Annotated in this window: 27 protein-coding genes; 11 read left to right on the forward strand and 16 right to left on the reverse strand. The window is 62.2% G+C overall.

Annotation, left to right across the window (positions count from 1 at the left end; all coding sequences use genetic code 11):
• Positions 1–41: 41 nt before the first annotated feature.
• The 4 genes from JJJ17_RS09755 to cls all read right to left on the reverse strand — a co-directional run bounded on the left by JJJ17_RS09755 (position 42) and on the right by cls (position 3,253).
• Positions 42–425 (reverse strand): hypothetical protein, encoded by a 384-nt coding sequence (locus JJJ17_RS09755; protein WP_200685904.1) that lies wholly within the window; start codon positions 423–425, stop codon positions 42–44.
• Between the two features lie 11 nt (positions 426–436).
• Positions 437–1,255 (reverse strand): DUF6478 family protein, encoded by an 819-nt coding sequence (locus tag JJJ17_RS09760; RefSeq protein WP_200685906.1) that lies wholly within the window; start codon positions 1,253–1,255, stop codon positions 437–439.
• 159 nt (positions 1,256–1,414) lie between these two features.
• A complete protein-coding gene (locus JJJ17_RS09765) occupies positions 1,415–1,753 on the reverse strand; it encodes a 4a-hydroxytetrahydrobiopterin dehydratase (protein ID WP_200685908.1) in 339 nt (112 codons plus the stop codon).
• A gap of 72 nt (positions 1,754–1,825) precedes the next feature.
• The gene (gene cls / locus JJJ17_RS09770; RefSeq protein WP_200685910.1) at positions 1,826–3,253 is read right to left on the reverse strand and encodes a cardiolipin synthase; all 1,428 of its coding nucleotides are present in this window, start codon (positions 3,251–3,253) and stop codon (positions 1,826–1,828) included.
• Between the two features lie 91 nt (positions 3,254–3,344).
• Here cls and accD point away from each other — a divergent pair, with 91 nt between their 5' ends.
• Both accD and JJJ17_RS09780 read left to right on the forward strand, forming a co-directional pair.
• Complete coding sequence (gene accD / locus JJJ17_RS09775; RefSeq protein ID WP_200685911.1) at positions 3,345–4,268, forward strand: acetyl-CoA carboxylase, carboxyltransferase subunit beta; 924 nt, start codon at positions 3,345–3,347, stop codon at positions 4,266–4,268.
• Positions 4,269–4,287: 19 nt separating this feature from the next.
• Complete coding sequence (locus JJJ17_RS09780) at positions 4,288–5,559, forward strand: bifunctional folylpolyglutamate synthase/dihydrofolate synthase (RefSeq protein ID WP_200685912.1); 1,272 nt, start codon at positions 4,288–4,290, stop codon at positions 5,557–5,559.
• An 11-nt stretch (positions 5,560–5,570) separates the two neighbouring features.
• On the opposite strand, the gene zapE is transcribed toward JJJ17_RS09780, so the two are convergent.
• Positions 5,571–6,713: a cell division protein ZapE gene (zapE, locus tag JJJ17_RS09785; RefSeq protein WP_200685913.1), complete on the reverse strand. Its 1,143-nt coding sequence runs from the start codon at positions 6,711–6,713 to the stop codon at positions 5,571–5,573.
• A gap of 108 nt (positions 6,714–6,821) precedes the next feature.
• On the opposite strand from zapE, the gene JJJ17_RS09790 reads away from it, so the two are divergent.
• Both JJJ17_RS09790 and JJJ17_RS09795 read left to right on the forward strand, forming a co-directional pair.
• Positions 6,822–7,454, forward strand: a complete 633-nt coding sequence (locus JJJ17_RS09790) for a 5'-methylthioadenosine/S-adenosylhomocysteine nucleosidase (protein ID WP_200685914.1) — start codon at positions 6,822–6,824, stop codon at positions 7,452–7,454.
• A gap of 216 nt (positions 7,455–7,670) precedes the next feature.
• Positions 7,671–9,488: an ABC transporter transmembrane domain-containing protein gene (locus tag JJJ17_RS09795; RefSeq protein ID WP_200685915.1), complete on the forward strand. Its 1,818-nt coding sequence runs from the start codon at positions 7,671–7,673 to the stop codon at positions 9,486–9,488.
• A 40-nt stretch (positions 9,489–9,528) separates the two neighbouring features.
• Here the strand turns inward: JJJ17_RS09795 and JJJ17_RS09800 are convergent, their stop codons facing one another.
• A complete protein-coding gene (locus JJJ17_RS09800; RefSeq protein ID WP_200685916.1) occupies positions 9,529–10,065 on the reverse strand; it encodes a CAP domain-containing protein in 537 nt (178 codons plus the stop codon).
• 221 nt (positions 10,066–10,286) lie between these two features.
• Here JJJ17_RS09800 and lysM point away from each other — a divergent pair, with 221 nt between their 5' ends.
• The 4 genes from lysM (at position 10,287) to JJJ17_RS09820 (ending at position 14,889) form a co-directional block, all read left to right on the forward strand.
• The gene (lysM, locus tag JJJ17_RS09805) at positions 10,287–10,784 is read left to right on the forward strand and encodes a peptidoglycan-binding protein LysM (RefSeq protein ID WP_200685917.1); all 498 of its coding nucleotides are present in this window, start codon (positions 10,287–10,289) and stop codon (positions 10,782–10,784) included.
• Positions 10,785–10,930: 146 nt separating this feature from the next.
• On the forward strand, positions 10,931–12,814 hold the full coding sequence (locus JJJ17_RS09810) for an acyl-CoA synthetase (protein WP_200685918.1): 1,884 nt from the start codon (positions 10,931–10,933) through the stop codon (positions 12,812–12,814).
• A gap of 100 nt (positions 12,815–12,914) precedes the next feature.
• On the forward strand, positions 12,915–14,000 hold the full coding sequence (locus JJJ17_RS09815; protein ID WP_200685919.1) for a glycosyltransferase family 61 protein: 1,086 nt from the start codon (positions 12,915–12,917) through the stop codon (positions 13,998–14,000).
• A gap of 40 nt (positions 14,001–14,040) precedes the next feature.
• On the forward strand, positions 14,041–14,889 hold the full coding sequence (locus JJJ17_RS09820; RefSeq protein ID WP_200685921.1) for a glycosyltransferase: 849 nt from the start codon (positions 14,041–14,043) through the stop codon (positions 14,887–14,889).
• On the opposite strand, the gene JJJ17_RS09825 is transcribed toward JJJ17_RS09820, so the two are convergent.
• The 9 genes from JJJ17_RS09825 to JJJ17_RS09865 all read right to left on the reverse strand — a co-directional run bounded on the left by JJJ17_RS09825 (position 14,890) and on the right by JJJ17_RS09865 (position 22,876).
• Entirely contained in the window at positions 14,890–15,525 is a 636-nt protein-coding gene (locus JJJ17_RS09825; protein ID WP_200685922.1) for a DsbA family protein, read from the reverse strand.
• A 205-nt stretch (positions 15,526–15,730) separates the two neighbouring features.
• Positions 15,731–16,288 carry a CHAP domain-containing protein gene (locus JJJ17_RS09830; RefSeq protein WP_234464019.1) on the reverse strand — a complete coding sequence of 186 codons (558 nt, stop codon included), beginning with the start codon at positions 16,286–16,288 and terminating at the stop codon, positions 15,731–15,733.
• Between the two features lie 199 nt (positions 16,289–16,487).
• Positions 16,488–18,143, reverse strand: a complete 1,656-nt coding sequence (ettA, locus tag JJJ17_RS09835; RefSeq protein WP_200685923.1) for an energy-dependent translational throttle protein EttA — start codon at positions 18,141–18,143, stop codon at positions 16,488–16,490.
• Between the two features lie 26 nt (positions 18,144–18,169).
• On the reverse strand, positions 18,170–18,520 hold the full coding sequence (locus JJJ17_RS09840; protein WP_200685924.1) for a hypothetical protein: 351 nt from the start codon (positions 18,518–18,520) through the stop codon (positions 18,170–18,172).
• Positions 18,517–19,383 carry a sulfotransferase family protein gene (locus JJJ17_RS09845; RefSeq protein ID WP_234464020.1) on the reverse strand — a complete coding sequence of 289 codons (867 nt, stop codon included), beginning with the start codon at positions 19,381–19,383 and terminating at the stop codon, positions 18,517–18,519. Before JJJ17_RS09845 ends, JJJ17_RS09840 begins: the two co-directional genes overlap by 4 nt.
• Complete coding sequence (locus JJJ17_RS09850; RefSeq protein WP_200685925.1) at positions 19,380–20,015, reverse strand: MT-A70 family methyltransferase; 636 nt, start codon at positions 20,013–20,015, stop codon at positions 19,380–19,382. Before JJJ17_RS09850 ends, JJJ17_RS09845 begins: the two co-directional genes overlap by 4 nt.
• The gene (locus tag JJJ17_RS09855) at positions 19,996–20,613 is read right to left on the reverse strand and encodes a BglII/BstYI family type II restriction endonuclease (RefSeq protein WP_200685926.1); all 618 of its coding nucleotides are present in this window, start codon (positions 20,611–20,613) and stop codon (positions 19,996–19,998) included. The genes JJJ17_RS09850 and JJJ17_RS09855 overlap by 20 nt, the downstream gene beginning before the upstream one ends.
• A gap of 277 nt (positions 20,614–20,890) precedes the next feature.
• Positions 20,891–22,255: a 30S ribosomal protein S12 methylthiotransferase RimO gene (gene rimO / locus JJJ17_RS09860; RefSeq protein ID WP_200685927.1), complete on the reverse strand. Its 1,365-nt coding sequence runs from the start codon at positions 22,253–22,255 to the stop codon at positions 20,891–20,893.
• A 96-nt stretch (positions 22,256–22,351) separates the two neighbouring features.
• On the reverse strand, positions 22,352–22,876 hold the full coding sequence (locus tag JJJ17_RS09865) for an HdeD family acid-resistance protein (RefSeq protein WP_200685928.1): 525 nt from the start codon (positions 22,874–22,876) through the stop codon (positions 22,352–22,354).
• 200 nt (positions 22,877–23,076) lie between these two features.
• Here JJJ17_RS09865 and JJJ17_RS09870 point away from each other — a divergent pair, with 200 nt between their 5' ends.
• Entirely contained in the window at positions 23,077–23,553 is a 477-nt protein-coding gene (locus JJJ17_RS09870; protein ID WP_200685929.1) for a hypothetical protein, read from the forward strand.
• 88 nt (positions 23,554–23,641) lie between these two features.
• Positions 23,642–24,046: a hypothetical protein gene (locus JJJ17_RS09875; protein WP_200685931.1), complete on the forward strand. Its 405-nt coding sequence runs from the start codon at positions 23,642–23,644 to the stop codon at positions 24,044–24,046.
• Positions 24,047–24,072: 26 nt separating this feature from the next.
• On the opposite strand, the gene JJJ17_RS09880 is transcribed toward JJJ17_RS09875, so the two are convergent.
• Positions 24,073–24,690, reverse strand: coding sequence for a TetR/AcrR family transcriptional regulator (locus JJJ17_RS09880; RefSeq protein WP_200685933.1), 618 nt, complete (start codon positions 24,688–24,690; stop codon positions 24,073–24,075).
• A 99-nt stretch (positions 24,691–24,789) separates the two neighbouring features.
• Between JJJ17_RS09880 and JJJ17_RS09885 the strand changes: the two genes are divergently transcribed.
• Complete coding sequence (locus JJJ17_RS09885; protein WP_200685935.1) at positions 24,790–25,230, forward strand: hypothetical protein; 441 nt, start codon at positions 24,790–24,792, stop codon at positions 25,228–25,230.
• Positions 25,231–25,235: the final 5 nt, after the last annotated feature.

Genomic DNA, 25,235 nt, shown 5'->3' on the forward strand with positions numbered 1-25,235 from the left:
GCAAGGAATGGCAACGTGCGCGTGACAGTCGTGCGACGGGCTTAATCGCCTGCGGCGAAATGCCTGAATTCACGCTTCAGAAGCTCAAGCTCGTCCCGCAGAAGTGCGATTTCGGCCTCAACATCACGGTTGAGCGGCGTGCCCGCCAGCAGGGCCAGACGCCCCAGATGCAGCGCGTCGGCCTGCACCGGCGCATCGGTATCGGCATCATCTGCGACAAGGACCAGCGAATGCACCCCGTCCGAGATGACCTGTCCCGGCAGCGCAACCTGCACCTGCCAGCTTTCCTTCTTCGGCCCATCGGACAGGATCGCCTTGGCCACGATCTCGCCGCGAAGGGTGACATAAAGCCGGGCAGGGGCGCGATCTGCCTCCAGAAGCCCGGACCAGATGCCGTCATGAACGCCGTGATCGAAGAATTGCATCCGGTTCCCTTTCAGACCGCGGCCCGAGGATGGCGCGACAGGATCAGATCGTGAATCGTGACGGCGTTCATATTCGGTTTCTCGAAAATCAGGTCCAGCCAGACCTTGCTGACCGGCTGTTCGGCCAGATCGGCATAGGCCAGATCAAATTCCACGTTCCGTTGTGCATTGGGGCCGTCAATCGGGTGGCCCATCTGGCGCAGGATGGTTTCGGTATTCGGTCCCTGCACAAGATTCAGCCTCGCATAGACAGTAATCGCGCGTTCCGCCTGCATGATCGTGTCCAGCCGCAGCACCTGACGCCGATCCAGCCCGGTCAGGATTTCGTCGGGCAGATCCAGCGACAGCGATAGATAGCTGCCGCTGAAGCCAAGGATTTCCAGTTGAAGGCCAAAGGCGGGATGGACCGGGCGGGTCCGGTTGGGCAATTGGCGCAGGATCAGCGCATGGCGGGCGCAATCGTGCCACAGGGCAAGCTCGCTGCCGAAACGGCGACCGGATTGCGGGCCGATGACGGCGGCGGGCGAAATGCCGCCGCGCATCGACAAAAGCTGCCATTTCCAGTCGGTCCCCGGCGGCAGATCGGGCAGGGTCTGCCCCTTCCGGCCTTCCTGCAGCGCATCGGCGCGTTGCAGGAAGCGGGTCAGGTCGGCATGCAGCAGCCGCGCCTCATCACACAGATGAATATCCGGGCTGCGGCGGGATCTCAGCGCCCGCTGCGCGAGATTGGCCCATTGCCGCCCCGCCGATTCGCGCATCTTGCGGCCCAGCCAGCCGCCGGGCTTCTCGGTCGCGCCAAAGCTCGTCCGGTCATCCTGACGATCAGGCATCGCAAGGCTCGTCATCGCGCCAAAGCGCAGGATTGCGCGCTTTGATGAACGCGATTGAAAGATAAAACGAATCGTCGAATCGTGCAGCCGACATATCGACCCAAGGTTGTATGAACCGGACGCCTCAGGGATAGCGCGGGAAGTGCTTTCCGACAAGTTTCAGGCGACCAGGTGATCCAGTTTTGCCGCACAAATGAAGTCATTCCGGGTCAATCCCCCGGCGGAGTGGGTGGTGAACGTGACCTGACAGTAGCCCCAGCCGAATCCGATATCGGGGTGATGCCCCTGTTTGTTGCCCAACCACGCTGCCAGATTCGCCATCTCGACCGCCTTGGCGAAGCCCTTGAACTCGAAACGGCGGCTGATCGAGGTGCCGTCCTCGGACAGCTTCCAGCTATCCAATTCCCCCATCATCTGCCGCGCTTCATCCGCCGGCATCGCGGGCATGCCGCCTTCGCAGGGAACACAGGTCTGGTTCGAGAGATCGTTCTGCGACATGGGAAGCTCCGTCATCTCTGGCTGCAGCCAAGCCTACATTTCCACGCTGCCGCTGTAAAACGGCATCGGCGGCTACAGCAGCGGCGAGGCCAGCGCGGCAAGGTTATTGCGCAGGCGGCGCAGCACGCTCCAATCGCGGACCTCGTCCAGTGTGATCTCGCGCGAGCGTTCGACATAGGTCGCCTGACGGGCATCCAGTTCGGCGATCAGTTCAGGGTCGAAGACCGCCATGTTCACCTCGTAATTCAGCTCGAAGCTGCGGCGGTCGAGGTTGGCGCTGCCGACCATGGCGATGCGGCCATCGACGGTCATGATCTTGGCATGCAGCAAGCCGGGCTCGAACAGCATGATCCTGACGCCCGCCGACAGAAGGCCATAATAGAAACCCTGCGAGGTGGCGCCCACCACCATCGAATCGTTTCGGGCGGGCAGGATCATCGTCACCTTGACCCCGCGCCGCGCCGCCGCCCGGACCGCCGAATCCAGCGCGACATCGGGCACGTAATAGGGAGTAGTGATGACGATATTGTCTTCCGCCGCGTGCAGCATCGCGTTCAGGCAGTCCGAGATGCTGCCCGCCCGCCGATCCGGCCCGGTTGCCACCACCTGCGCGATCTGGCCCGGCAGATCGACCGCATCCACGGTGGTCAGCATGTCGCCGAGGTCACGTCCGGTATAGCTCATCCAGTCGGCCAGAAAGACCGACTGAAGCTGGCGCACGACCGGCCCCTCCACCCGGAACAGCACATCGATCCACGGCGCAAAGCGCGGTTTGACCGCGAAGGCCATGTCAGAGCAGTTGCGGCTGCCGGTAAAGGCCACGCGATTGTCGATGACCAAAATCTTGCGGTGATTGCGCAGATCCAGCCTGCGGAACAGGATGCTGATGAAGGGAAGGCCCCACGGAAACGCCGTCACGCATTCCGCGCCAGCATCCTGCATCTTCTTCCACAGCGGCGAATTGACCAGCGAACGAGAGCCAAGCGCATCCACGATCACCCGGCAGGCAACGCCCCGACCGGCAGCGCGGCCAATCGCCTCGGCGACCTTGCCGCCGCTGTGATCGGGCAGCCAGATGTAGAACAGCACATGCACATGATCCTGAGCGCGGTCGATGGCGTCGATCAGCCGGTCGATCGCCTCATCCGATTCTTCCAGCAAAGAGATACGGTTGCCGGTCAGCGCGATCATGCCGCCGACCGCCGCATTGGCCGCAACGACGGTGCGCGCATAGTCCGGCGGATAGGCGATCAGATCGGGCAGGGTGATCTTCAACCCGGTCAACCGGTCGCGAACGTCGCCCATCCGCTGCACCTCGGCCTGGTTCATCCGCACCTCGCCGAACAGCACATAGGCGATCAGCCCGACGACGGGCACTGCCTCGATCACCATGATCCATGCAAGCCGCACCGAAGGGTCAAGACGGGGACGGATCAAAACCCGGGCGATAAAGCCCCAGACAAGCGCCGTGTGAAGAAGAACCAGCAAGGAAGTCCACATGCCGCGCATCTTTGACAGACCATGCGGCAATTGCAATTCCCCGTCATGCGCCCTATTTCGGGAACCGCAAACAGCCCGAGGTCGCTCGCGAATGAACTGGATCACCAACTACGTCCGCCCGCGCATCAACTCGCTCTTCTCGCGTCGCGAGGTGCCGGACAATCTGTGGACGAAGTGCCCGGAATGCGGGACCATGCTGTTCCACCGTGAGTTGTCGGACAATCTGAACGTGTGTTCGACCTGCGATCATCACCTGGCGATTTCGCCCCGTGACCGCTTCACGGCGCTGTTCGACGGCGGCGTGTTCCTTGAGGTCAAGGTGCCAGAGCCGATCGCCGATCCGCTGCAATTCCGCGACCAGAAAAAATATCCCGACCGGATGAAGGCCGCGCAGAAATCCACCGGCGAGAAAGAGGCGATGTTGGTCGCTGAAGGCGAGATGGGCCGCACCCCCATTGTCGCCGCCGCACAGAATTTCAGCTTCATGGGCGGCTCGATGGGGATGTATGTCGGCAACGCCATCATCGCCGCTGCCGAACGCGCGGTGAAGCTGAAACGCCCCTTGGTCCTGTTCTCGGCTGCTGGCGGGGCGCGGATGCAGGAAGGCATCCTGTCGCTGATGCAGATGCCGCGCACCACCGTCGCGGTCGAGATGCTGAAGGAAGCGGGCCTGCCCTATATCGTCGTGCTGACCCATCCGACCACGGGCGGCGTCACCGCCAGCTATGCGATGCTGGGTGACATCCAGATTGCCGAGCCGAACGCGCTGATCTGCTTTGCCGGTCCCCGCGTGATCGAACAGACCATTCGCGAAAAACTGCCCGAGGGTTTCCAGCGCGCCGAATACCTGCTGGAACACGGCATGCTGGACCGGGTGACGCATCGGAAGGAATTGCGGAACGAGCTGATCTCGATCCTGCGGATGCTGGGCAACCTACCCGCGCCGACCAAGGCCGAACTGCCCGCGCCTTCGCCCGAAGAACTGGCTGCGGCTGCGCCCGCCAAAGTCGAATAGAACCCGACAAAGCCCTGCCATGAGCCATACAGACGCCATCCTCGACCGCCTGATGGCGCTGCATCCGAAGGTCATCGACCTGTCGCTTGACCGGATGCACCGGCTGCTTGGCGCGCTTGGCAATCCCGAACGGTCGATCCCGCCGGTGATCCATGTCGCAGGCACGAACGGCAAGGGCTCGACCCAGGCGATGATCCGTGCGGGGCTTGAGGCAGGGGGCAAGCGCGTCCACGCCTATACCTCGCCGCATCTGGCGCGCTTTCACGAACGCATCCGGCTGGCGGGCGACCTGATCCCCGAAGCCGATCTGGCGGCAGTGCTGGAAGAATGCGAGGCCGCCAATGACGGCCAGCCGATCACCTTCTTCGAGATCACCACCGCCGCCGCCTTCCTCGCCTTTTCGCGCGTCCCGGCGGATTATACGTTGCTTGAGGTCGGGCTTGGCGGTCGCCTTGACGCGACCAATGTGATCGATGAACCCGCGCTGACGGTGATCACCCCGATCAGCATCGACCACACACAATATCTTGGCGATACCCTGCCGCTGATCGCAGGGGAAAAGGCCGGGATCATCAAGCGCACCGTCCCGTGCATCGTCGGCCCGCAACAGGACGAAGCCCTGCGCGTGATCGAAAACCGCGCCTCGGGCCTCGCAGCGCCGCTGTTCGTCCACGGCCAGCACTGGCAGATCGCCCGCGACCGTGACGGCATGGTCTATCAGGACGATTTCGGCCTCTGGGATCTGCCGCTGCCGAACCTGATCGGCCCGCATCAAATCCAGAATGCAGGCGCGGCGCTTGCCGCCCTTCGCCACCTGAACGCAACCGACGCACAGGCGCTCGCCGCGGTGACGCAAGCCGAATGGCCCGCCCGTATGCAACGCCTGCGCCACGGCCCGCTAGTCGATCTGGCGGGACCGCAAGCAGAGCTTTGGCTTGACGGCGGCCATAACCCGGCAGGGGGCGAGGCGCTTGCCGCGACCTTCGAAACCCTGCCATCCCGCCCGACCCATCTGGTCTGCGGCATGCTGAACACCAAGGACATCGCGGGCTATCTTCGCCCGCTGGCCCCCTTTGCCGAGACGCTGACCGCCATCGATATTCCGGGCGAGCCGAACACGCTGCCCGCAGCCGAGACCGCCAAAGCTGCCGAAAGCGTCGGCATCACCACCCGCACCGCAACCGACGCCGCCTCGGCCATTGCGGCGATCATCGAAACCGCCCCACAGGCCCGCATCCTGATCTGCGGCTCGCTGTATCTTGCAGGCAGGATCCTCCGCGAAAACGGCTGATTTGCGTTGGTCTAAATATCCCGGGGGTTCGGGGGCTGGCCCCCGGCCTCGCCGCCCCAATCCGCATCCTGCATCTCGCGCAACCGACTGGCCGTCCGCTCGAACTCGAAACTGCCCTCGCCCTCGGCATAAAGCAGCTCCGGCTCATCCGCTGCGCTGGCGAACAGACGCACCTTGGCCTCGTAAAGCGCATCGATCAGCGTCACGAACCGCTTGGCCTCGTTATAGTTCGCGGATGACAACCGGGGAACGCCGTCGATGATCAGCACCCGAACCCGCTGCGCCAGCGCCAGATAATCCGCCGCGCCAAGCGGCTTGCCACAGAGATCCCAGAACCCGGCTCGCGCCACATCACCCGCATGGGCGGGCAGATCGAAGCTGCGGCCCTTCATCTCGATCACCAGAGGCGTGGGCGCAGCCCCCTGGGTTTCCTCAGCCCATACCGCATCCAAAGCCTCGCGCGCCGCCGCATTGGCGGGGGTGAACCAGACCTGCCCGCCGGTGCTGCGGCCCTGTCGATGGTCGGTCTGGCTGTCGAGGCAAACCACATCCATCCGTTCGCGGATCAGCGCGATGAAGGGCAGGAAAAGCTGACGGTTCAGTCCGTTCTTGTAAAGCTCTTCGGGTGCCCGGTTCGAGGTGGTGACGATGACAACCCCCTGATCCAGCAGCACCTGAAACAGCCGTCCCACGATCATCGCATCGGCGATATCGGTGATCTGCATCTCGTCGAAACACAAAAGCCGCACCTTGGCCGCGACGGCCATTGCCACCGGCTTCACGGCGTCCTGATCGCCACGCTTGCGCGCTTCGTTCAGGCCGACCTGAATTTCCTGCATGAATTCATGGAAATGCACCCGCCGCGCCGGCAGGGGCGAGGCTTCGGCCATCATGTCCATCAGCATCGATTTACCGCGCCCGACGCCGCCCCAGAGGTAAAGCCCCTTCACCTGCGCGCCCGACTCGGCAGGAGAGCTGCCGCCGCCGAAGAAGGCACGCCAGCCGGAACGCGGCTTGCCCGAAGTTGCCGCAGGAAGCTGCGCCAGATCATCCAGAACCCGGTCCAGATGCGGCAGAACCGCCTGCTGCGCGGCGTCCGGCTCCAGCTTGCCGCTGGCTACACGTTCTCGATACAGGTCGCTGATCTTGCCCATGTTGCTGCAATTTGCATGCCCGCCAGACCCAGACAAGGGCCAATCCGGCGACTTGACCGGAACGGCGCGGCATGAGACCCCAAGATGTGACAGCGCAAAGGAACCGCCATGCAGATCCCCGAGCCCGATCAGATCGCGGGCCTGCCCGTGCTTTTCGTCATGGCGGCCGAACCGGAATATGGCCCGGCCTTGCGCGCGCGGATCAGCCCGTTGATCACCGGCATTGGCCCGGTCGAGGCCGCCGTGAAGCTGACCGCCGCGCTTTCCGCGATGCCCGTTTTGCCAAAGCTGATCGTCTCGCTGGGCTCTGCCGGGTCGGCATCGCTGCAGCAGGCCGAGATCTATCAGGCCAGCGCCGTCGCCTATCGCGACATGGATGCCTCACCGCTGGGCTTCCCGCGCGGACAGACGCCGTTACTTGATCTGCCGCCGCGCGTCGATCTGCCTTACCGCATCCCCGACCTGCCCGAGGCGACGCTTTCCACCGGCGCCAATATCGTCAGCGGTGCCGCCTATGACGACATTGCCGAGGATATGGTCGATATGGAAACCTTCGCCCATCTGCGCGCCGCGCAGCATTTCGGGCTACCACTGATCGGGTTGCGGGGAATTTCGGACGGGGTGGCCGAGTTGCAGATGCTGTCGGACTGGACGCAATATCTGCACATCATTGATGAGAAGCTGGCCCTCGCCGTCGATGCGCTTGAGCGGGCGATAGCGGACGGAGAGATCAGTCTGTAGGGCGCGTCTGCCACCTGAAACGAAGGGCATCGCCCGCCCGATGGGGCGGACGGGCAATGCCCGGCGGTGCCTGTCGGCACCTTGATTCCGGGCGGGCACTCTTCTTTCACCCTGATCGTGCTTCACTCTGTCGCCGTCATTCCGGTCTCGCCTGCTTGTTCTTGCGGCATCCACAGCCTAAACCGACGACGGCACAGCAATACTGAACAGGAAGCCATGGCACGGGGCGACACCCTTACCGAGGATCGGCCGACCAGCAAGAAGGTCGGCGCGCTAGGCGCGTTGTGGCCGTTCATCCGGCCCTATCGCGGACAGGTTCTGATCGCGGTCGTGGCCTTGGTGCTGACCTCGGCGATCAGCCTTGTTCTGCCGCTGGCCGTGCGCCGCGTGGTCGATAATTTCGACGATGGCGCGGGCCTGCTGGACGAATATTTCGCCGCCGCCCTTGGCATCGTTGCGTTGCTGGCGGTGGGGACCGCCGCCCGTTATTTCTTCGTCACCCGGCTGGGCGAAAGGGTCGTTGCGGACATTCGCAAGGCGGTCTTTGCCCGTGTCGTCACCCTGAGCCCCGGCTTTTTCGAACGGGTGATGACCGGCGAGATCCTGTCACGCATCACCACCGATACGACGCTGGTGCAATCGGTCGTCGGCTCGTCGCTGTCGATCGCGCTTCGCAATATGCTGGTGCTGGCCGGGGGGCTGGTGCTGCTTGCGCTGACCTCGGTCAAGCTGATGGGGCTGGTGCTGTTGATCGTTCCGGCGATCCTTGTGCCGATCATCGTGCTGGGCCGCCGCCTGCGCCGCCTGTCGCGCGAGAATCAGGACTGGATCGCGGCATCCTCCGGCATGGCGTCCGAGACGCTTCTGGCCGCGCAGACGGTTCAGGCCTACACGCATGAGGCGCGCAGCAGCGCCCGTTTCGACACGGCAACCGAGCAAAGTTTCGATGTCGCCCTGACCCGCATCCGCACGCGGGCGGTGATGACGGCCATCGTCATTTTCCTGATCTTCGCCGGGGTGATCGGCGTGTTGTGGATTGGTGCGCGCGACGTGCGCGAAGGTGCGATGACCGCCGGGCAGTTGGTGCAGTTCGTGATCTACGCGATCCTTGTGGCCAGCAGCAGCGGCGCATTGTCGGAAATCTGGGGCGAATTACAGCGCGCGGCGGGCGCGACCGAGCGGCTGGGCGAATTGCTGGCAGCCGAGGATGCGCTGACCGATCCCGCCAATCCGGTTGCCTTGCCCCGCCCGGTCAAGGGGCAGATCGCGCTGGAAGGGGTCAGTTTCCACTATCCGACCCGGCCCGATGTTTCGGCGCTGGAAGGCGTCGATCTGGTGATCCGGCCCGGTGAGACGGTGGCACTTGTCGGCCCGTCTGGTGCAGGCAAGACCACGATCATCCAGCTTGCCCAACGCTTCTGGGATCCGGGTGCGGGGCGGGTGACGCTGGACGGGATCGACCTGCGCGACATGCGCCGCGACGATTTCCGTCAGGCGATGGCGCTGGTGCCGCAAGACCCGGTGATCTTCGCGACGACTGCCGCCGAAAACATCCGCCTTGGCCGCCCCAAAGCCAGCGATGCCGAGGTCGAGGCCGCCGCCCGCGCCGCTCATGCCGATGACTTTATCCGGTCGCTGCCGCTGGGCTACGAGACGCAGCTTGGCGAGCGCGGGGTGATGCTGTCGGGCGGGCAACGTCAGCGTATCGCCATCGCCCGCGCCATTCTGCGCGATGCGCCGGTGCTTCTTCTGGACGAGGCGACAAGCGCGCTGGACGCCGAATCCGAGGCATTGGTTCAGGCCGCCGTTTCGCGACTGTCCGAGGGACGCACGACCGTGGTCATCGCGCATCGGCTGGCCACGGTGAAGAAGGCCGACCGGATCATCGTGCTGGAACATGGCCGTATCGTGGCCGAGGGCACGCATGAAGAGCTGGTGGCGCAGAACGGGCTTTATGCGCGGCTGGCGCGGATGCAGTTCACCGATGATCTGCAAGAGCAGCCTTTGACGGGGGTCTCAGCAATCGGGGGCTAGGACCGCTCGCCGGTCAACCGCGCGAGGCTTTCAGCATCACCTATTGGCGCGGCGCTGCATAGACGGCTGACCAGAACCGCGTTCTGCCATCTGCGCCAATGGCCTGACCGATGCCGTAATCGCGCATTTGCGGGATCAGCAGGTTGGCGACATGGCCCGAGGATCGGTTCCACTCACTCAGCACCCGGCCCTGATCGAAGGGGCCCGCCGCGATATTCTCTGCCGTGATCGAGGGTGCGTAGCCCGCTGCCTTGACCCGTGGTCCCGGTCCGGCGCTGGAGGAGCCGCGATGCGTCATCCGCCCGCGTTGTGCCATGTCGCAGGCATGCTCTGCCGCCACGCGCGACAGCGTCGGATTGGGCCGGACCGGAGGCAGCCCGGACCGCGCCCGCATCGCATTGGTCGCCGCAGCGCCCGCCTGATTCTGCGAATGCGTTGTCCGAAGGCACGTCGCCTGTCCCGGCGCCGTCGCCTGCACATCATGGGGATCGCTGCCAGAGGGAGACTGGCCGCCCTCCTGAGCGCAGGCGGCAAGCACCGAGACGAAGGCAAGCGCCGACAAACGGAGAGAGGTCATGGCGGAGGTCATTCCCGTGGTTCTTCTGCTTTGCGCCGGGACTATCCCGACAGGACGGCTGAGCCAATCATATACAACCAAAGGTTGCTTTTCTATTCACGGACTCGACATTCGCGGGAATGGCGGCGCTTTGCCGCCCGGATGACTGTGCCGGAACCCTTCAACTCTGCCTGACGTTTCTGCATCGTGATCACGTCTAACCACCCGAAAAGGACAGAAACATGGCCATCTGGGATTTCGTGAAAGATGCCGGGAAATCGGTATTCGGCAAGGCCGAGGCCGCGACGCCGAAACCCGCCGAAACCACCGCAGCGCCCGCCGCTCCGGCGCAGGACGCAGATACGACGCGCAAGGTCGAGGCTCTCAAGGCCGAACTTCGGGCGCTGAAGCTGGACAAGGACGACGTTCATCTGACGCTGAAGGGCGACACGGTGAAGCTGGAATCCCGCGGTGCGGATCGCGAGACGCTTGAAAAGCTGGTTCTCGCTATCGGCAATATCGAAGGCATCGCCAAGGTCGAGGCCGATCTGCCCAAGGATGCAGGCGAAGCGCCGGTCTTCCACGAGGTGAAGAAGGGGGAAACCCTGTCGGCAATCGCCAAGGCCTATCTGGGCGATGCGAACAAGTATAACGCCATCTTCGAGGCGAACCGGCCGATGCTGTCCGACCCGGACAAGATCTATCCCGGCCAGACGCTTAGGATCCCTAAATCTGCCTGACCTTCCGAGACGCGGCGTCGGGCTTAACTGACGCCGCGTTTCAACCGACAGCCGGGCGCAAAGCTCTTGCCCCACTTCCCTGCTATGGCCCATGCTACGATGCAGGGAAGGAACCGGAGTAACCGGGTTCCGCAGGGGGAGGAAAAATGGGCCGCTTCATCAGCTATGAAGATCGTGATGCCGTAGAAAACGCGATGCCTTACGAATCGCGCGATCTGCCAAAGACGATCTATGGTTTTCTGTCGCAAACGGCTCAACGTTTTCCGGAACGCCCGGCGATCAGCTTTCAGCTTTTGTCCGGTGAACGCGACCATGCTGTCACGCTGAACTGGCGCGACCTGCTGGCGCGCGTGACCGAGACGGCGAACCTGTTCCGCAGTCTTGGTGTGGGTCCGACCGATACGGTCGCCTATCTGCTGCCGAACAGCATCGAGACGCCGGTGGTCCTTTTGGCCGGTGCCACCGCAGGCATCGTCAACCCGATCAATCCGCTGCTGGATGCCAGCCAGATCGCGGGCATCCTGCGCGAAACCGGCGCAAAGGTTCTGGTGACGCTGAAGTCGTTCCCCAAGACCGATGTCGCCCAGAAGGCCGCCGCCGCCGTGGCCGAGGCGCCGAACGTCACCCATATCATCCAGATCGACCTGAACCGTCATCTGAAGGGGATCAAGCACTACATCGTCCCGCTGATCCGCCCCAAAACCACCGTCAAGCATCACGCCGAGGTTCTGGATTTCGAAGCCGCGACCAGCAGCCAGAAGCACACGAGGCTGGATTTCGAGGACGTGCAGGAAGACCGCATCGCCGCCTATTTCCACACCGGCGGCACCACCGGCACGCCCAAGGTCGCGCAGCACAAATATTCCGGGATGATCTATAACGGCTGGCTGGGCGGCACGCTGCTGTTTGATGAAACCGACGTGCTGATGTGTCCGCTGCCGATGTTCCACGTCTTCGCGGCCTATCCGGTGCTGATGTCCTGTATCGGCTCGGGCGCGCATGTGATCCTGCCGACGCCTGCGGGTTATCGGGGCGAAGGCGTGTTCGACAACTTCTGGAAGTTGATGGAGCGGTGGCAGTGTACCTTCCTGATCACCGTGCCAACGGCGATTTCCGCGCTGATGCAGCGCCCGGTGAATGCGGATGTTTCGGCCCTGAAAACCGCGATCTCTGGCTCGGCCCCGCTGCCGCTTGAACTCTATAACCGTTTCAAGGCCGCAACCGGCGTCGAGATTGCCGAGGGCTATGGCCTGACCGAGGCGACCTGTCTGGTCAGTTGCAACCCGGTCGATGGGGTGAAAAAGGTCGGCTCGGTCGGGATTCCGCTGCCCTATACGCATGTGCGTATCCTGAACCACGACGATGCGGGCAATGCACATGCATGCGGCGTGGACGAGGTGGGCGAGATCTGCGTCTCGAATCCCGGCGTCCTGCCCGGCTCGACCTATACCGAAGTGGACAAGAACCACCGTCTGTTCGCCGAGGATATTTATCTGCGCACCGGCGATCTGGGTCGGCTGGATGCCGATGGCTATCTGTGGATCACGGGTCGCGCCAAGGATCTGATCATCCGTGGCGGCCACAATATCGACCCCGCCGAGATCGAGGACGGCCTGCTGTCGCATCCCGCCGTGGCCTTCGTTGGCGCGATTGGTCAGCCTGACGGCTTTGCGGGCGAACTGCCCTGCGCCTATGTCGAGCTTGTCTCGGGCGCCTCGGTCACGGTTGACGAATTGATAGAGCATGCCCGCAACCATATCCACGAACGTGCCGCGGTCCCGAAATATGTCGAGGTGCTGGACGAGCTTCCGAAAACCGCCGTTGGCAAGATTTTCAAGCCCGATCTCCGCAAGCTGGCCATTGCCCGCGTCTATAACGAGGCGCTGGCGGGGACCGGGGCGAAAGTGACCGATGTGGTGGACGACAAGAAGCGCGGTCTGGTGGCGCGTCTGTCGCGCGATGGTCAGGTGGATGAGGCAGCCGTTCAGCAGAAACTGGGTGAGTTCACACGACCATGGGAATGGGGCTAAGGACGGCAGAGCGGACTTTCAGACAGCTCCAAACTCCGATATGACAAGCTGATCAACCAGCGCGCCAACTGTCGGACCCAAGTTCAACCGAGGAGCACCTATGAGCGAACCACTGCCTGCTGAAGGCTGGTCCCGCGAGATCGTCGTTCTGAAAAACGCCGTCGTCTATCCTCCGACCGGGTTGGGAATGCAACAGGTCTGCGGCGTCCAGACTGCGGAAGGCGACTGCCTTCACGCCTCGATGTGGCGCGGTAAGGTGCGGTTGACGATGGCCTCGAAAGAGCCGGTGGAACCTCTGTCCAGACTGCCGGGCCGCCACATGTGGGGCGGCCTTTTCTATGGGCATTTCGGGCATTTCATGACCGAAACCATGTCGCGCTGCTGGGCCTTCGACCGCGATGATATCGAGTCTGTCGTGTTCATCCCGAAGCATGAAAAGCTGAACGGGTTTCACTCTTACCGCACCGATTACTGGAACCTGCTGGGGCTGAAAGCGCAGATCCACATCGCCCATCACCCCATCGAGGTTGAGGAATTGTTGGTGCCGGGGCAGGGCTTCGGGCTGGGCCTGATCGCCAAGGGCACCCCGGAATATCGCGAGACGATGCGCCGCCTGACCGAGCGGGTCGAGACTGACGAGCCGCGCAAGATCTATATCTCGCGCACGAAATTCGGGGGCAGGGGCGGCATTATCGCCGAGATGTCGATCGAAGAGAACATGGCCCGCAACGGCTATACGATCATGCACCCGGAACGGATGCCGCTGGTCGATCAGTTCCGCTATTACAAATCGGCGACGCATATCGTTGGGGTGGATAGTTCTGCCTTTCACATTGCCGGAATGATGGCTGATCCCTCTAAGCAGTTCGCCTTCATCCTGCGCCGTGACAACAATGCCTATGATTCGATTGCCGATCAGATTCTGGGCATGACCGGACGACCCCCGCATATCATCAACACGCTGGTCGCCAATTGGATGGATAAGGGACAGGCGCGGTCGAACCACCTGAGTTGGGGTGAGATCGATCATCTGGCTTTGGCGCGGCGCTTGCAGGAACTGGGGTTCATCGACGATGCCTCGACCTGGGAGCCGCCATCCCCGGAACTGGTGCAAAGCAGCGTCGAATATGCAAACAATCGCAGTCAGGGGCCGGGTCTGGTCCGCAATCTGATCGAGGCGGGGTAAACTTGCCGAACGACCGCAACACTATCGCTGAAGGTTAGACATGAACGATCGTGACGTCCGCATCCTTGGTGTCTGCCGCTTCTCGATGTTGGGGCGTGGCGATTGGAAAGCCTATCGGAATCAACCGGACGAAGCGCTGGAAGCGATCTATGAGGCGCAGGCGGTGGAATTGTTCACGCCCGACCGGATCGAGGCGCGGCTGGCCACGTTCGAGCAACTGACCCTGCGGTCGCTGGTCCATCAGTCGGACCCGGATTTTCAGTTGCTGGTGATCTCTTCGGACCGGATGCCGAAGAAATATCAGGATCGGCTGGCCGAGATATGCGCGGGTCACGAGCAGGTCGTGCTTAGATTTCTGCCGCCGATCCACATCTCGGAGGCGATCCAGCAGGTCGCGGCGGAAATCGGGCTGGACCTGAAAGACACGATGCAGTTCCGTCTGGATGACGACGATTGCGTTGCCACCGATTACATCCGCCGCCTGCGCCGTCACGCGGTCTGCATGTGGCGGAACGCGCATTTCGCCGTCAGCTTTCCGTCGATCTTCTACTGCATCACCGACGGCCCGACCGAGGGTATCTATAACTGGTTCAGCCCGTTTTTCAGCGCCGGTGCCTGCATCCGGCATTCGACGCGGACCATCTTCGACTATGGGCACTATCAAATCCCGTCGCGGCTGGTCGCCGTCACCGATCCGCATTTCCCGAACATCGTGACGCATCGCGGTGACAATGACACGCCGCGCCATGCACCTGAAATCCTTCGGAAAAGGGGAATGTCGCGGGCAACGTCAAACGATGTCCAACGCGCGATAGAGCGGCATTTCGGCTATCTGACGCCCGAAGGTTTGGCGCTTTGCACGTTCGACCGCGCGCTGGCGCTTGCCTGATCAGGCAACGCCCAGCGTCTTGCGGCCGCGTTCGACCAGTTCGCGCAACTCTTTCAGGCTCATCTCACCAAAGACCGCCTCGTCGCCGCACATGAATGTCGGCGTGCCCATCAGGCCCATGTGATCGGCAAGTTCGGCACTGTTGGCGATGTGGTCGGTGACGTTCTGGGCCTGCATGTCGGCGCGGAGTTTGGCTTCGTCCAGACCGACGCGGCGGGCGATCCGCATGACGCTTGGCTCTTCCGCGCGGTCGCGCATCAGCAGCAGACCCTGATGGAATTGCCAGTACTTACCCTGATTGAGCGAGGCAAGCGAAGCCTGCGCCGCGAATTCCGAACCGGGTCCGAAGACCGGCCATTCGCGGTAAACCACGCGCAGCTCCGGGTCCGACGACACGATCTGCTGCACGACATTGACCATCTTGCGGCAATGCGGACAGTTGTAATCGAAGAACTCGACCAGAGTGATATTTCCCTCGGGATTTCCAAGCACCGGCGAGGTCGGGTCACGCTCCAGCGCCTCTCGCAGCACATCTGGCATCGGGTTCGGGCGATCAGCGTTCTGCGCCAAGGCGGGAAGGGCGGCCATGGTGCCGAAGGCGGCTCCGCTGGCGAGGATCAGGCGGCGGGTCGGCATGGCGGCTCCTGTCGTCGGGACAGGTCAAACCATAGCCAAGCGAGATCGCAGGCGTAAGCCGTCTGTGGTCACTTTGGTGTCAGGAAGGGCGTTGCATCTGCGAAGGTTGCGCGCCGCAAGCCATTGAAATCACATAATCTGGCCTGCGCAAGATGTGCACAGCCTGTACACCGCTTCTGCACAGCGCATACACCGGCGGCGCGCTTCAGTGTTGTTGCGGATAGATGAAGCCGTTGATCGGGTAGGGCTTGCCATAGGTGCCGGGCTGGCTTTCCAGCCGGACCATGGACCAGTCCCCCGCCCCGGACACATCGACGACATTCATGTTCATCGACACCTGATTGCGGTGCCAGTTGGCATGATCGATCCTGATATGGCGCGGGGAGACGATTTCGGACACGACGGCAACGTGGCCCAGCGGCATCCCCCCCGTCGCGCGGAACGCCATTACCGAACCGGGCTGCGGCTGCCGCCCGTTGGCGTAAAGGCCCTGCGCCGCGCCCCACCAATCCTTCGCATTACCGCGAATATTGATGCCGCTGGCGGTGCGGGCGAAAGGCACGCACCAGACCCGCTGCCCGTTCGAGCGACGCTCTTTCGCTTCCAGCAGCGCCATCGAGGCGCGCTGCGGATCGATCTGGCCGATGGTGATGTCATTGGAAGAGGACGAAGGCGGCGTGGTCGAACAGGCCGCAACCAGCGCGATCACCGCGCATAAAACCGGAAGACGCCGCATAAGCGGTGTGATGCGTGAGCCGCGCATATATCCCTCGTTTTCGCATTTTTATGCTTGGCCTCGCGTACGGCGCGAAGCCCGCAGACGGTGCTATATCTGCGGGCTCTTGCAAAGCTTTTGCTCAGGAGGGTGGCGGATTGTTGCCGGTTTGGGCGCGCCTTGCCAAAGTGGCACACGCGCAGATGACCTTCCCGAACGCCAAGGTGACGGGAAGGTCAGCGTCAGTTCAGCGGGTGAACTTCTTGTATTTCACCCGTTTCGGTTCGATCGAATCCGGGCCGAGGCGGCGGACCTTGTCTTCCTCATAGGCTTCGAAGTTGCCTTCGAACCATTCGACATGGGCATCGCCTTCGAAGGCAAGGATATGCGTGCAAAGCCGGTCGAGGAAGAAACGGTCGTGCGAAATGATCACCGCGCAACCGGCGAAATCTTCCAGCGCGGCTTCCAGCGCCTGCAGGGTTTCCACGTCAAGATCGTTGGTCGGTTCGTCCAGCAGCAGCACGTTGCCGCCGGATTTCAGCAGCTTTGCCATGTGAACGCGGTTCCGTTCACCGCCGGACAATTGCCCGACCTTCTTCTGCTGATCGCCGCCCTTGAAGTTGAAGGCGCTGCAATAGGCGCGGCTGTTCATCTGCGCGTCGCCCAGCACGATCTGCTCGGCACCGCCCGAGATTTCCTCCCAGACGGTCTTGTTCGCGTCCAGCGCATCGCGCGACTGATCCACATAGGACAGATGCACGGTATCGCCCAGCGTGATCGAGCCTTCGTCGGGCTGTTCGTTGCCGGTCAGCATGCGGAACAGGGTCGATTTACCGGCGCCGTTGGGGCCGATCACGCCAACGATGCCGCCGGGCGGCAGGGCGAAATCCAGACCTTCGATCAACAGCTTGTCGCCCATGGCCTTTTTCAGGCCGGAAACCTCGATCACCTTGCCGCCAAGGCGTTCGCCGTTCGGAATGATGATCTGGGCGCGGGTCAGCTTGTCGCGTTCGGACTGGCTGGCCATTTCGTTATAGGCGTTGATCCGGGCCTTCTGCTTGGCCTGACGGGCCTTGGCGCCAGCGCGGATCCATTCAAGCTCGCGTTCCAGCGTCTTCTGCTTGGCCTTATCCTCGCGCGCTTCCTGCGCCAGACGCTTGGCCTTCTGTTCCAGCCATGCCGAGTAATTGCCCTCGTAGGGGATGCCGCGGCCGCGATCCAGTTCCAGAATCCAACTGGTGATGTCGTCAAGGAAATAGCGGTCGTGGGTCACGGTCAGGATCGTGCCCGGATATTCGATCAGGTGCTTTTGCAGCCAGGCGATGGTTTCCGCGTCAAGGTGGTTGGTCGGTTCGTCCAGCAGCAGCATGTCGGGCGCTTCCAGCAGCAGCTTGCACAGCGCGACCCGGCGGCGCTCACCGCCGGACAGGGTCTCGACATCGGCATCATCGGGCGGGCAGCGCAGGGCCTCCATCGCCACGTCGATCTGGCTGTCCAGATCCCACAGGTTCTGGGCGTCGATTTCATCCTGAAGCGCCGCCATCTCATCGGCGGTCTCATCGGAGTAGTTCATCGCCAGTTCGTTGTAGCGGTCCAGCTTGGCCTTTTTCGCGGCTACGCCCAGCATGACGTTTTCACGCACGTTGAGCGAGGCGTCCAGTTGCGGCTCCTGCGGCAGATAGCCGACGGTCGCGCCTTTGGCGGCCCAAGCTTCGCCGGTGAAATCCTTGTCCCAACCGGCCATGACGCGCAGCAGCGTCGATTTACCGGCGCCGTTGACGCCGACCACGCCGATCTTCACTCCCGGCAGGAAGTTCAGGCGGATATTTTCAAAGACCTTCTTGCCGCCGGGATAGGTCTTGGACACGCCGTCCATGTGGTAGACGAACTGATAGGCCGCCATCGGAGAACTCCTCGCAAACTTTGAGGCTATTTAGGCCATCGGAGCCGCGAGTAAAAGAACCGGACGATGACCACAACCGCTATGATGATCGCCGACCAGGCCGCAATCGCCATCGGCAGCAGTTCTGGTTTGTGCTTGAAGAATGCGGATATCAGCAGAAGCACAAAGAAATGAAGGTTGTAGAATGCCTCGCGGGTTTCACCGAAAGGCGCATTTTCACCGCAGCGCACAAAGACGAACATCGCATCCGTCCAGAAACAGGTCGAGCCGTAGTTGAGGCCGCCTGACGGCAGCCAGAGACTGGCCACGTAGCCAGCGATCATAATGAAGAGAAAGCCGACGCTGACAAGGCTGATGGCTTTCCAAAGCAATCTCATCTGATTTCCTCGACAAATTCGGGACCGATTGTGTCGGCCAGAAAATCAAGCTGCGGCTGAAGCCGGGCTTCCAGCGCGGCGATTACCTCGGGCGGGGGGTGCAGCCCTTCGGGATTGGCGAAGACCTTGTTTCGCATACCGCTATAGGGGTAGGGGCCGATCTTCAGATAGGTCTCGACCTGATCCATGACCGCCGCCGGGTCGCGGGCGATGCGTCCGAAGGGCAGCACCAGCATGTCTGGAAAGCGCGCCAGCCAACGAGGCAGGTAGCTGGCATAGTCGCCACGCTCGATCAGCACCGGATCTTCGATGGCGGTCAGCCATTCGGAAATCGTCGCAGGGGCGGATTTTTTCCGGCGCAGGTTCATCCGTAGCTGCGACACCGCGCGATCGACCGGATGCCGGATCAGATAGATCACCCGCGCTTTCGGCATGAAATCATGGATGTAATCGACGCCCTCATCCGGCAGGCCGGAATATTCGGGGGTGAAATCCATCGGCATCGCCGTTTTTGGCGCCGGGGCGAAGATGCGCTTGTACCATTGGTTGTGAAACATCCGCCGCGAGGTCAGATCGACCAGATAGGCATCCAGTTCCGGCGGCATCGGCACGTTGCGCTTCACATGCCTTTCGCGGATTTCCTTCAGCTTGTTGCGATAGTGCCAGCCGGTCCATTGCCGGTGGTCGGGCAGGAACAGGTGGTTGAAATACTGCGCCTCCTTGAACGGAGGGATCCAGATCTGCGGGTGCTGCCCCAGCATCTGCGCCAGCCATGAGGTGCCGGCCTTTTGCGCGCCGATGCACAAGGCGCCGGGCTTGCGCGGCTTGCCTTCGGGGTCGAATGCCGCGCTGATGGTGATCAACGCAGCTTCACCACGTTGCTTTGGGAATGGTTCGAATAGGTCGGCCAGTCGGGTTCATATTCCTCGGCCTGATTGCCCCAGACGGTCCAGCCCTTGCGCGGGCCTCGGGCGAACATTTCCAGGCGCGGACCCCAGCTACAGGATTCGATCAGCTCGTATTGCTCGTCCGGTTTGCGGCTGTGTTCGCGTTTCTGGGTCGAGATGATGTTTTCCTGCGACCGGCCGGGGGCAAGGGTGCGGACATCCTTGCCGCGCACGCCGAAGAGCAGGATTTCGGTCACGTTTCGGAAATAAAAGCCGACGCCGCGCCGGTCCGGGCCGCCATCCTTGCGGACCTTGTACCAGATCAGGTTGGATTTGTATTTGAAGCCCCAATGCTCCATCACCTTCAGCCCCTCGGGCAGAAGCGCGTTCGGCACCCAGAGATAAAGGTGGGCACGGGGGGCCGCGACAGCCTCGACAGGCAGGTCGCAGATATCGTCCAGGGTCATCGTCGGATAGCGGGACAGGCGCTTGTGTTCGGGCGCCATCTTGCCGGTGCGGTTCTGGAACTGCCAGGGCGGATCGGCAAGGATTGTGCCGAACTTTGCCGACTGGGCGGTCGCCAACAGGTCATCCGACGCGCTGTTCAACGTTGCCTCCCGTGTCCAGATATAGAGCCTTGGTGATACCGAATACCAATAGCGGACATCCCGCCCCGCCGCCACCTTCAATTCGCGGCAACAGCTTTGACATATGCGTGGTCGATTCCCCGTAGGACGATCCGCGCCCCAATTGCCGGAAGATGTGCTGCAATTCATCGGCGCGGGTGACGATCACTCCGACGCTCAGCGCCCGCAGATCGAAGAGAAGGCGGAAGTTGTTCAGGTCGCGGTCGTAGAACGGGTCTTTGTTGTTCCATTCGATCTCAAGCCCGATGCCGTTCTTGAAGCAATCGACTTTGTGGGTCGGGCTTTCCTTCATCAGATCATCGACGACGATGCCGGTGCGAAATTGCCGCTCGCGCCAGCCGCGCTGGTCAAGGAAGCCATCAATGAAGGCCGAGACGCGGGATTTGTTGCCGCCGCCGACCTCGATCCATTCGCGGCGAAGGCGGAAGGCGGTCAGAACGTCGATGATGTCCTGCCATTCGTTGGGGAAGTCATGGGCAAGGATGGCGCTGGCATGGCGCCATTCATGGACTTCGTAATGATCGGCGATGAAGGCGGGCAGGCGGTTGCGAAGGGTCACGGGCTGCCCCGAAATCGAAGCGCCCGCCCGGAATCAAGGTGCCTGAAAGGCACCGCCGGGCAGTGACCAGCCGCCCCCCGGCTGGGCACTTCGGGGAGGTTCCGCGCGACAGAAATCTTCGAAGGGGTGGCACCATAAAGTGCGAAATACGACTGTTCCCGTGCCCATCCGCGGCTGATCGCTGCCCTCATCTCTGAGGGGCGTTCGTCAACAGGCGCGGTGCTGATGGGGCTCCACAAGGCTGCCAGCGGTCGGGCACTGCCCTTGGCTTTGGAATTCACAAACGTCCCCAAAGATCATACTCCCCGGCCTCGTCCACCGTTACGGTGACGATATCGCCGGGTTTCAGATCTTCAAAGCCCTCGTCGATGAACAGGTTGCCGTCGATTTCCGGGGCGTCGGCCTTGGTGCGGCAGGTTGCGCCGTCGGCATCGACCTCATCCACGATCACCTCAATCCGGGTGCCGATCTTGGCGGCCAGCTTCGCCTCGGAGATCGCCTGCGCCTTCTCCATGAAGCGGTCGAAACGGTCCTGCTTGACCTCGGCAGGGACATGATCGGCCAGATCATTAGCCCGCGCGCCTTTGACATTCTCATACTGAAACGCGCCGACGCGATCCAGTTGCGCCTCGTCCAGCCAGTCCAGCAGGGTCTGGAACTCTGCCTCCGTCTCGCCCGGATAGCCGACGATGAAGGTCGAGCGCAAAGTGATCTCGGGGCAGATCGCCCGCCATGCGGCGATTTCGTCCAGCGTCCGCGCCGCCGCCGCAGGCCGGGCCATGCGTTTCAGCGTGTCGGGATGGGCGTGCTGGAAGGGGATGTCCAGATAGGGCAGCACCAGCCCCTCGGCCATCAGCGGGATCAGGTCGCGCACATGCGGGTAGGGATAGACATAATGCAGCCGCACCCATGCCCCAAGCGAGCCCAGATCGCGCGCCAGATCGGTGATATGCGCCCGGTGGCCGCGTTCCTCGGCGAATTTACGGTCCACGCCGTAGGCGCTGGTGTCCTGCGAGATCACCAACAATTCCTTGACCCCGGCCTGCACCAGCTTTTCAGCCTCGCGGAAGACCGCATGGGCCGGGCGGCTGACCAGTTTGCCGCGCATGTCGGGGATGATGCAGAATTTGCACTTGTGGTTACAGCCCTCGGAAATCTTCAGATAGCTGTAATGCCGGGGGGTCAGGCTGACGCCGCTGGCGGGCAGCAGATCGATGAAGGGATCGGGCGATGGCGGCACCGCGCCATGCACCGCATCCAGCACGGATTCGTATTGATGCGGGCCGGTGACGGCCAGAACCTTGGGATGCGCGCCGGTGATATATTCAGGCTCGGCCCCCAGACAGCCGGTGACGATCACCCGGCCATTTTCGCGGATTGCCTCGCCAATGGCTTCCAGCGATTCCGCCTTGGCGCTGTCCAGAAAGCCGCAGGTGTTCACGATCACTGCATCGGCGCCAGTATAATCGGGGCTGATCGCGTAGCCTTCGGCCCGCAGGCGGGTCAGGATGCGTTCGCTGTCGACCAGCGCTTTCGGGCAGCCAAGGCTGACCATGCCGATAGTCGGCTGGCCGTCACGCCGCTCTTCGGGGATACGGGCACGGGCTAGATCGGGGCGCAGATCGGGCGGGTTCATGTGCATCTGGCGCAGATAGGGCCAGCCATGCGCAAAAGCAAGCTGTCTGAAAGGCGGCGTCGGGATGGCAGAGGGGCGGAAGCGCCCGCCCCTCTGAAACGTTTACGCGGTCGCGGGGCTCTGAGGCCGCGTCCATGAAAGTGCAAGCATCGAGACCCCGTTCGAGATCAGCTCGATCGCCAGCAGGATGCCCAGAGCGCTTGCCACCGAAGCCGGGAAGTTGGCCAGGATGATCAGGCCCAGCAGGATGGCCAGAAAGCCGCTGACCAAGATCAGCCAGAAGGCATTGGTTCCCTTGAGCGAAAAGGCCAGCACCACCCGCAGGATGCCTGCCGCCAGAAACAGCGATGCTACAGTCAGCGTCAGCGCCACGATCCCTTCAAGCGGTCGTGCCAGCAGCACGATCCCCAACAGGATAAACGCCGCTCCAAGCAGGATCGCCCAGATGCGACCCGCCCAGTCCCGTTCCTGAAACACCGTAACAAGTTCCAGAATGCCGATGATCAGAAACGCCCAGCCCGCAAGCTGTTCAACGGTCAGCGTCGCCGCCAGCGGGTTCGCGAAGGCCAGAATACCGGCAAGGATCGATAAAACCCCCACCGCAGTCCAAAGGATTCGACTCGACATGGCTTGAACTCCGTTCTGTTTGCCAGTGCCGGGATGGTGCCACGAAGCCGCATGCATAAGTTGTGCAAATTGAGCATATCGGATTTTATCCACAGGGAGTGTAACGCAGAAGTCGCGCATTTTTTTGGCGTTTGGCGGCGCTGTCAGCCTTCACGCATCCGTGGCTTTTCGCCGACAGGGATTCGGAGGATACCTCTGGCATGAAAAGAAGAATCTTCCAGCTTGTTCCGGCGCTGATGGCTGCGCTGTTCATGGCGGTTATGCCGGATGCGGTGCTGTCGCAGCAGCGCGACGGGGGCCGTTTCATCGACGTGATCAACAATGGCGGCGGCAATGTGCTGGAGATGGTCCAATATCGCGACCGTCTGGCCCGCTCTGGCAAAACCGTGCGGATTCGCGGCTATTGCCGGTCGGCCTGCAGTATTCTGACCAGTTTGCCCAATGCCTGTCTGGGGCCGGGGGCGAGTATCGGTTTCCACGCCCCGCGCCTGCCCGGCACCACGATCATCCCGCCCTATGTCGATGAGATCATGGGCAACTATTACCGCGCGGGCATTCGTGAGCGGTGGTTCGGCGGCTGGAACCGCTCGATCGATATGCATGTCATCACCGCGCAGGAATATGTCCGGCTGGACCCGCAGGCGAGGATTTGCGGCAGCATTCGCGCAAGGCGCTGATGTTGTGTCGCAGTATTCGATCATCCTTGTTCCCCGCGATGTCGGGCACGTGCCGGTTGAACTGCGTCAAGGACAGGGGCGTGATCTGTTGCGCGAGATCATCGGGGCTGGCGGTCAGGTCAGCCTGATCCGACATGACTCAATCGAATTCTTTGATTGTGGCGAGAACTTTTCGGAGATCACCTGCCCGCAATGCGGTGTCGAGATCGATCAGGCCGTGTGGGGTGATATGATGGATCGCGATTATGTGCCTACGAGAATGGCGGACCCGGTCAATGGTATCGCGCCGGGCTTTCGGATGCAGGCTGATGCGCTGCCTTGTTGCGGGGCCAGCGCTACGGTCGCGCAGCTTGATTATGTCTGGCCCGTCGCCTTCGGGCGCTTTGCTGTTGAGGCGGCTAACCCTGCTATCGGTGAACTGACGACAGAACAGGTGATGGCACTGGAGGCCGCCTTGGGTTGTCCGCTGATCGTGGTTTATCGGCACTTGTAAAATGCCCGACGCTCTCTCGCCGTCGTTCAGGCGCGCATTCCGGCGATAAAATCGGCCAGCGCGCGGCGCATCAGGTCCAGAGGCTCGCCATTCGGGTGCCATTCTGGGAAATGCCCGTCCGCTGCCATCCGCGCCAGACCATAGACAAATGCGCGGCAGGACAGGACCAGCGCCTCGGTATCCGCATTCGCAGTCAGTTGCCCTGCCTGCTGCGCCCTCTCAAGAAGATCGGCCATGCGCGTGCGAATGCCATCATTCATCTGCCGCAGCGTGGCCGAGCCGTTGAAGTCGATCAGGCTGCGGGAACTGACAATCTGAAAATGGGTCGGGTTTTGCGTCGCCCATTCCAGATAGCCAAGACCGATCCGCTCGATCTGCGCTAATGGGTCGGTGTCGTCATCGTCAGCCTGCGCAACCTCGACCGCCGCGACCAGCCGTTCCATCGCCTGCTCGGCAACAGCGGTCAGCAGCGCCGCCTTGGAGCTGAAATGCCGGAACGGGGCGCCGGGCGAGACGCCGGCGCGCTTCGCCACCTCTCGCACCGACAGCCCGTCCACGCCGCGCTCATCGATGATCTCTACCGTAGCTGCGATCAGGGCCGAAGCCAGATTGCCGTGGTGATAGGACTTTTCCTGTTCGGTCATGGGGCACCTCTGAACAGTAATGTAATCACCGATTATTTACTGCGCAATCCGTTTGGATCGGCTATATGTAATCATCGATTACATCCACATGAGGTTTCCATGCGCTCTTTATCGATGATGCTCTTCCTGACCATTCTTGTTCCCGCGCCGCTGATCGCGGATGAGCCGCCAAGCTTGCAGATCGTTTGGCCACCCGAGGGTGCGACGATCCCTTTGGGCACGGACGATGAGGGCGCGATTGGCGTGGTGGTCAGCAGCAATTTCCGCTTGATGCCTGCGGGCGATTGCGGAGGCGATCCACGCTGCGGTCATGTTCATATGAAGATCGATCCCGACGGTGATAGCTGCAATATCCCAGGACGGCCCTATAACAGCATGAACAGCGATTTCGGCGGCAATCTGATCGTCGCGCGGTTCGGCCATTGCCCCGAGCCGCGTGGCGAGCATGTCATCGGTATCCTGTTGGCCGACGATCACCATCAGCCGGTTTTGATGGACGGAAAGCCGATCACCGCGCTGATCCGGGTGCAAACCGAATAAAAAAT

The organism is Paracoccus caeni (genome assembly GCF_016629665.1).
Lineage (GTDB): Bacteria > Pseudomonadota > Alphaproteobacteria > Rhodobacterales > Rhodobacteraceae > Paracoccus > Paracoccus caeni.

Bases quoted from the DNA above. Each gene is read 5' to 3' on its own strand.
- JJJ17_RS09830 (WP_234464019.1), bottom strand. From the start codon at position 16,288: ATGCGCGGCTCACGCATCACACCGCTTATGCGGCGTCTTCCGGTTTTA.
- JJJ17_RS09800 (WP_200685916.1), bottom strand. From the start codon at position 10,065: ATGACCTCTCTCCGTTTGTCGGCGCTTGCCTTCGTCTCGGTGCTTGCC.
- cls (WP_200685910.1), bottom strand. From the start codon at position 3,253: ATGTGGACTTCCTTGCTGGTTCTTCTTCACACGGCGCTTGTCTGGGGC.
- JJJ17_RS09815 (WP_200685919.1), top strand. From the start codon at position 12,915: ATGAGCGAACCACTGCCTGCTGAAGGCTGGTCCCGCGAGATCGTCGTT.
- JJJ17_RS09840 (WP_200685924.1), bottom strand. From the start codon at position 18,520: ATGAGATTGCTTTGGAAAGCCATCAGCCTTGTCAGCGTCGGCTTTCTC.
- JJJ17_RS09765 (WP_200685908.1), bottom strand. From the start codon at position 1,753: ATGTCGCAGAACGATCTCTCGAACCAGACCTGTGTTCCCTGCGAAGGC.
- lysM (WP_200685917.1), top strand. From the start codon at position 10,287: ATGGCCATCTGGGATTTCGTGAAAGATGCCGGGAAATCGGTATTCGGC.
- rimO (WP_200685927.1), bottom strand. From the start codon at position 22,255: ATGCACATGAACCCGCCCGATCTGCGCCCCGATCTAGCCCGTGCCCGT.
- JJJ17_RS09865 (WP_200685928.1), bottom strand. From the start codon at position 22,876: ATGTCGAGTCGAATCCTTTGGACTGCGGTGGGGGTTTTATCGATCCTT.
- JJJ17_RS09755 (WP_200685904.1), bottom strand. From the start codon at position 425: ATGCAATTCTTCGATCACGGCGTTCATGACGGCATCTGGTCCGGGCTT.
- JJJ17_RS09760 (WP_200685906.1), bottom strand. From the start codon at position 1,255: ATGCCTGATCGTCAGGATGACCGGACGAGCTTTGGCGCGACCGAGAAG.
- JJJ17_RS09885 (WP_200685935.1), top strand. From the start codon at position 24,790: ATGCGCTCTTTATCGATGATGCTCTTCCTGACCATTCTTGTTCCCGCG.
- JJJ17_RS09825 (WP_200685922.1), bottom strand. From the start codon at position 15,525: ATGCCGACCCGCCGCCTGATCCTCGCCAGCGGAGCCGCCTTCGGCACC.
- JJJ17_RS09795 (WP_200685915.1), top strand. From the start codon at position 7,671: ATGGCACGGGGCGACACCCTTACCGAGGATCGGCCGACCAGCAAGAAG.
- JJJ17_RS09880 (WP_200685933.1), bottom strand. From the start codon at position 24,690: ATGACCGAACAGGAAAAGTCCTATCACCACGGCAATCTGGCTTCGGCC.
- JJJ17_RS09780 (WP_200685912.1), top strand. From the start codon at position 4,288: ATGAGCCATACAGACGCCATCCTCGACCGCCTGATGGCGCTGCATCCG.
- JJJ17_RS09810 (WP_200685918.1), top strand. From the start codon at position 10,931: ATGGGCCGCTTCATCAGCTATGAAGATCGTGATGCCGTAGAAAACGCG.
- JJJ17_RS09870 (WP_200685929.1), top strand. From the start codon at position 23,077: ATGAAAAGAAGAATCTTCCAGCTTGTTCCGGCGCTGATGGCTGCGCTG.
- JJJ17_RS09820 (WP_200685921.1), top strand. From the start codon at position 14,041: ATGAACGATCGTGACGTCCGCATCCTTGGTGTCTGCCGCTTCTCGATG.
- accD (WP_200685911.1), top strand. From the start codon at position 3,345: ATGAACTGGATCACCAACTACGTCCGCCCGCGCATCAACTCGCTCTTC.
- ettA (WP_200685923.1), bottom strand. From the start codon at position 18,143: ATGGCGGCCTATCAGTTCGTCTACCACATGGACGGCGTGTCCAAGACC.
- zapE (WP_200685913.1), bottom strand. From the start codon at position 6,713: ATGGGCAAGATCAGCGACCTGTATCGAGAACGTGTAGCCAGCGGCAAG.
- JJJ17_RS09790 (WP_200685914.1), top strand. From the start codon at position 6,822: ATGCAGATCCCCGAGCCCGATCAGATCGCGGGCCTGCCCGTGCTTTTC.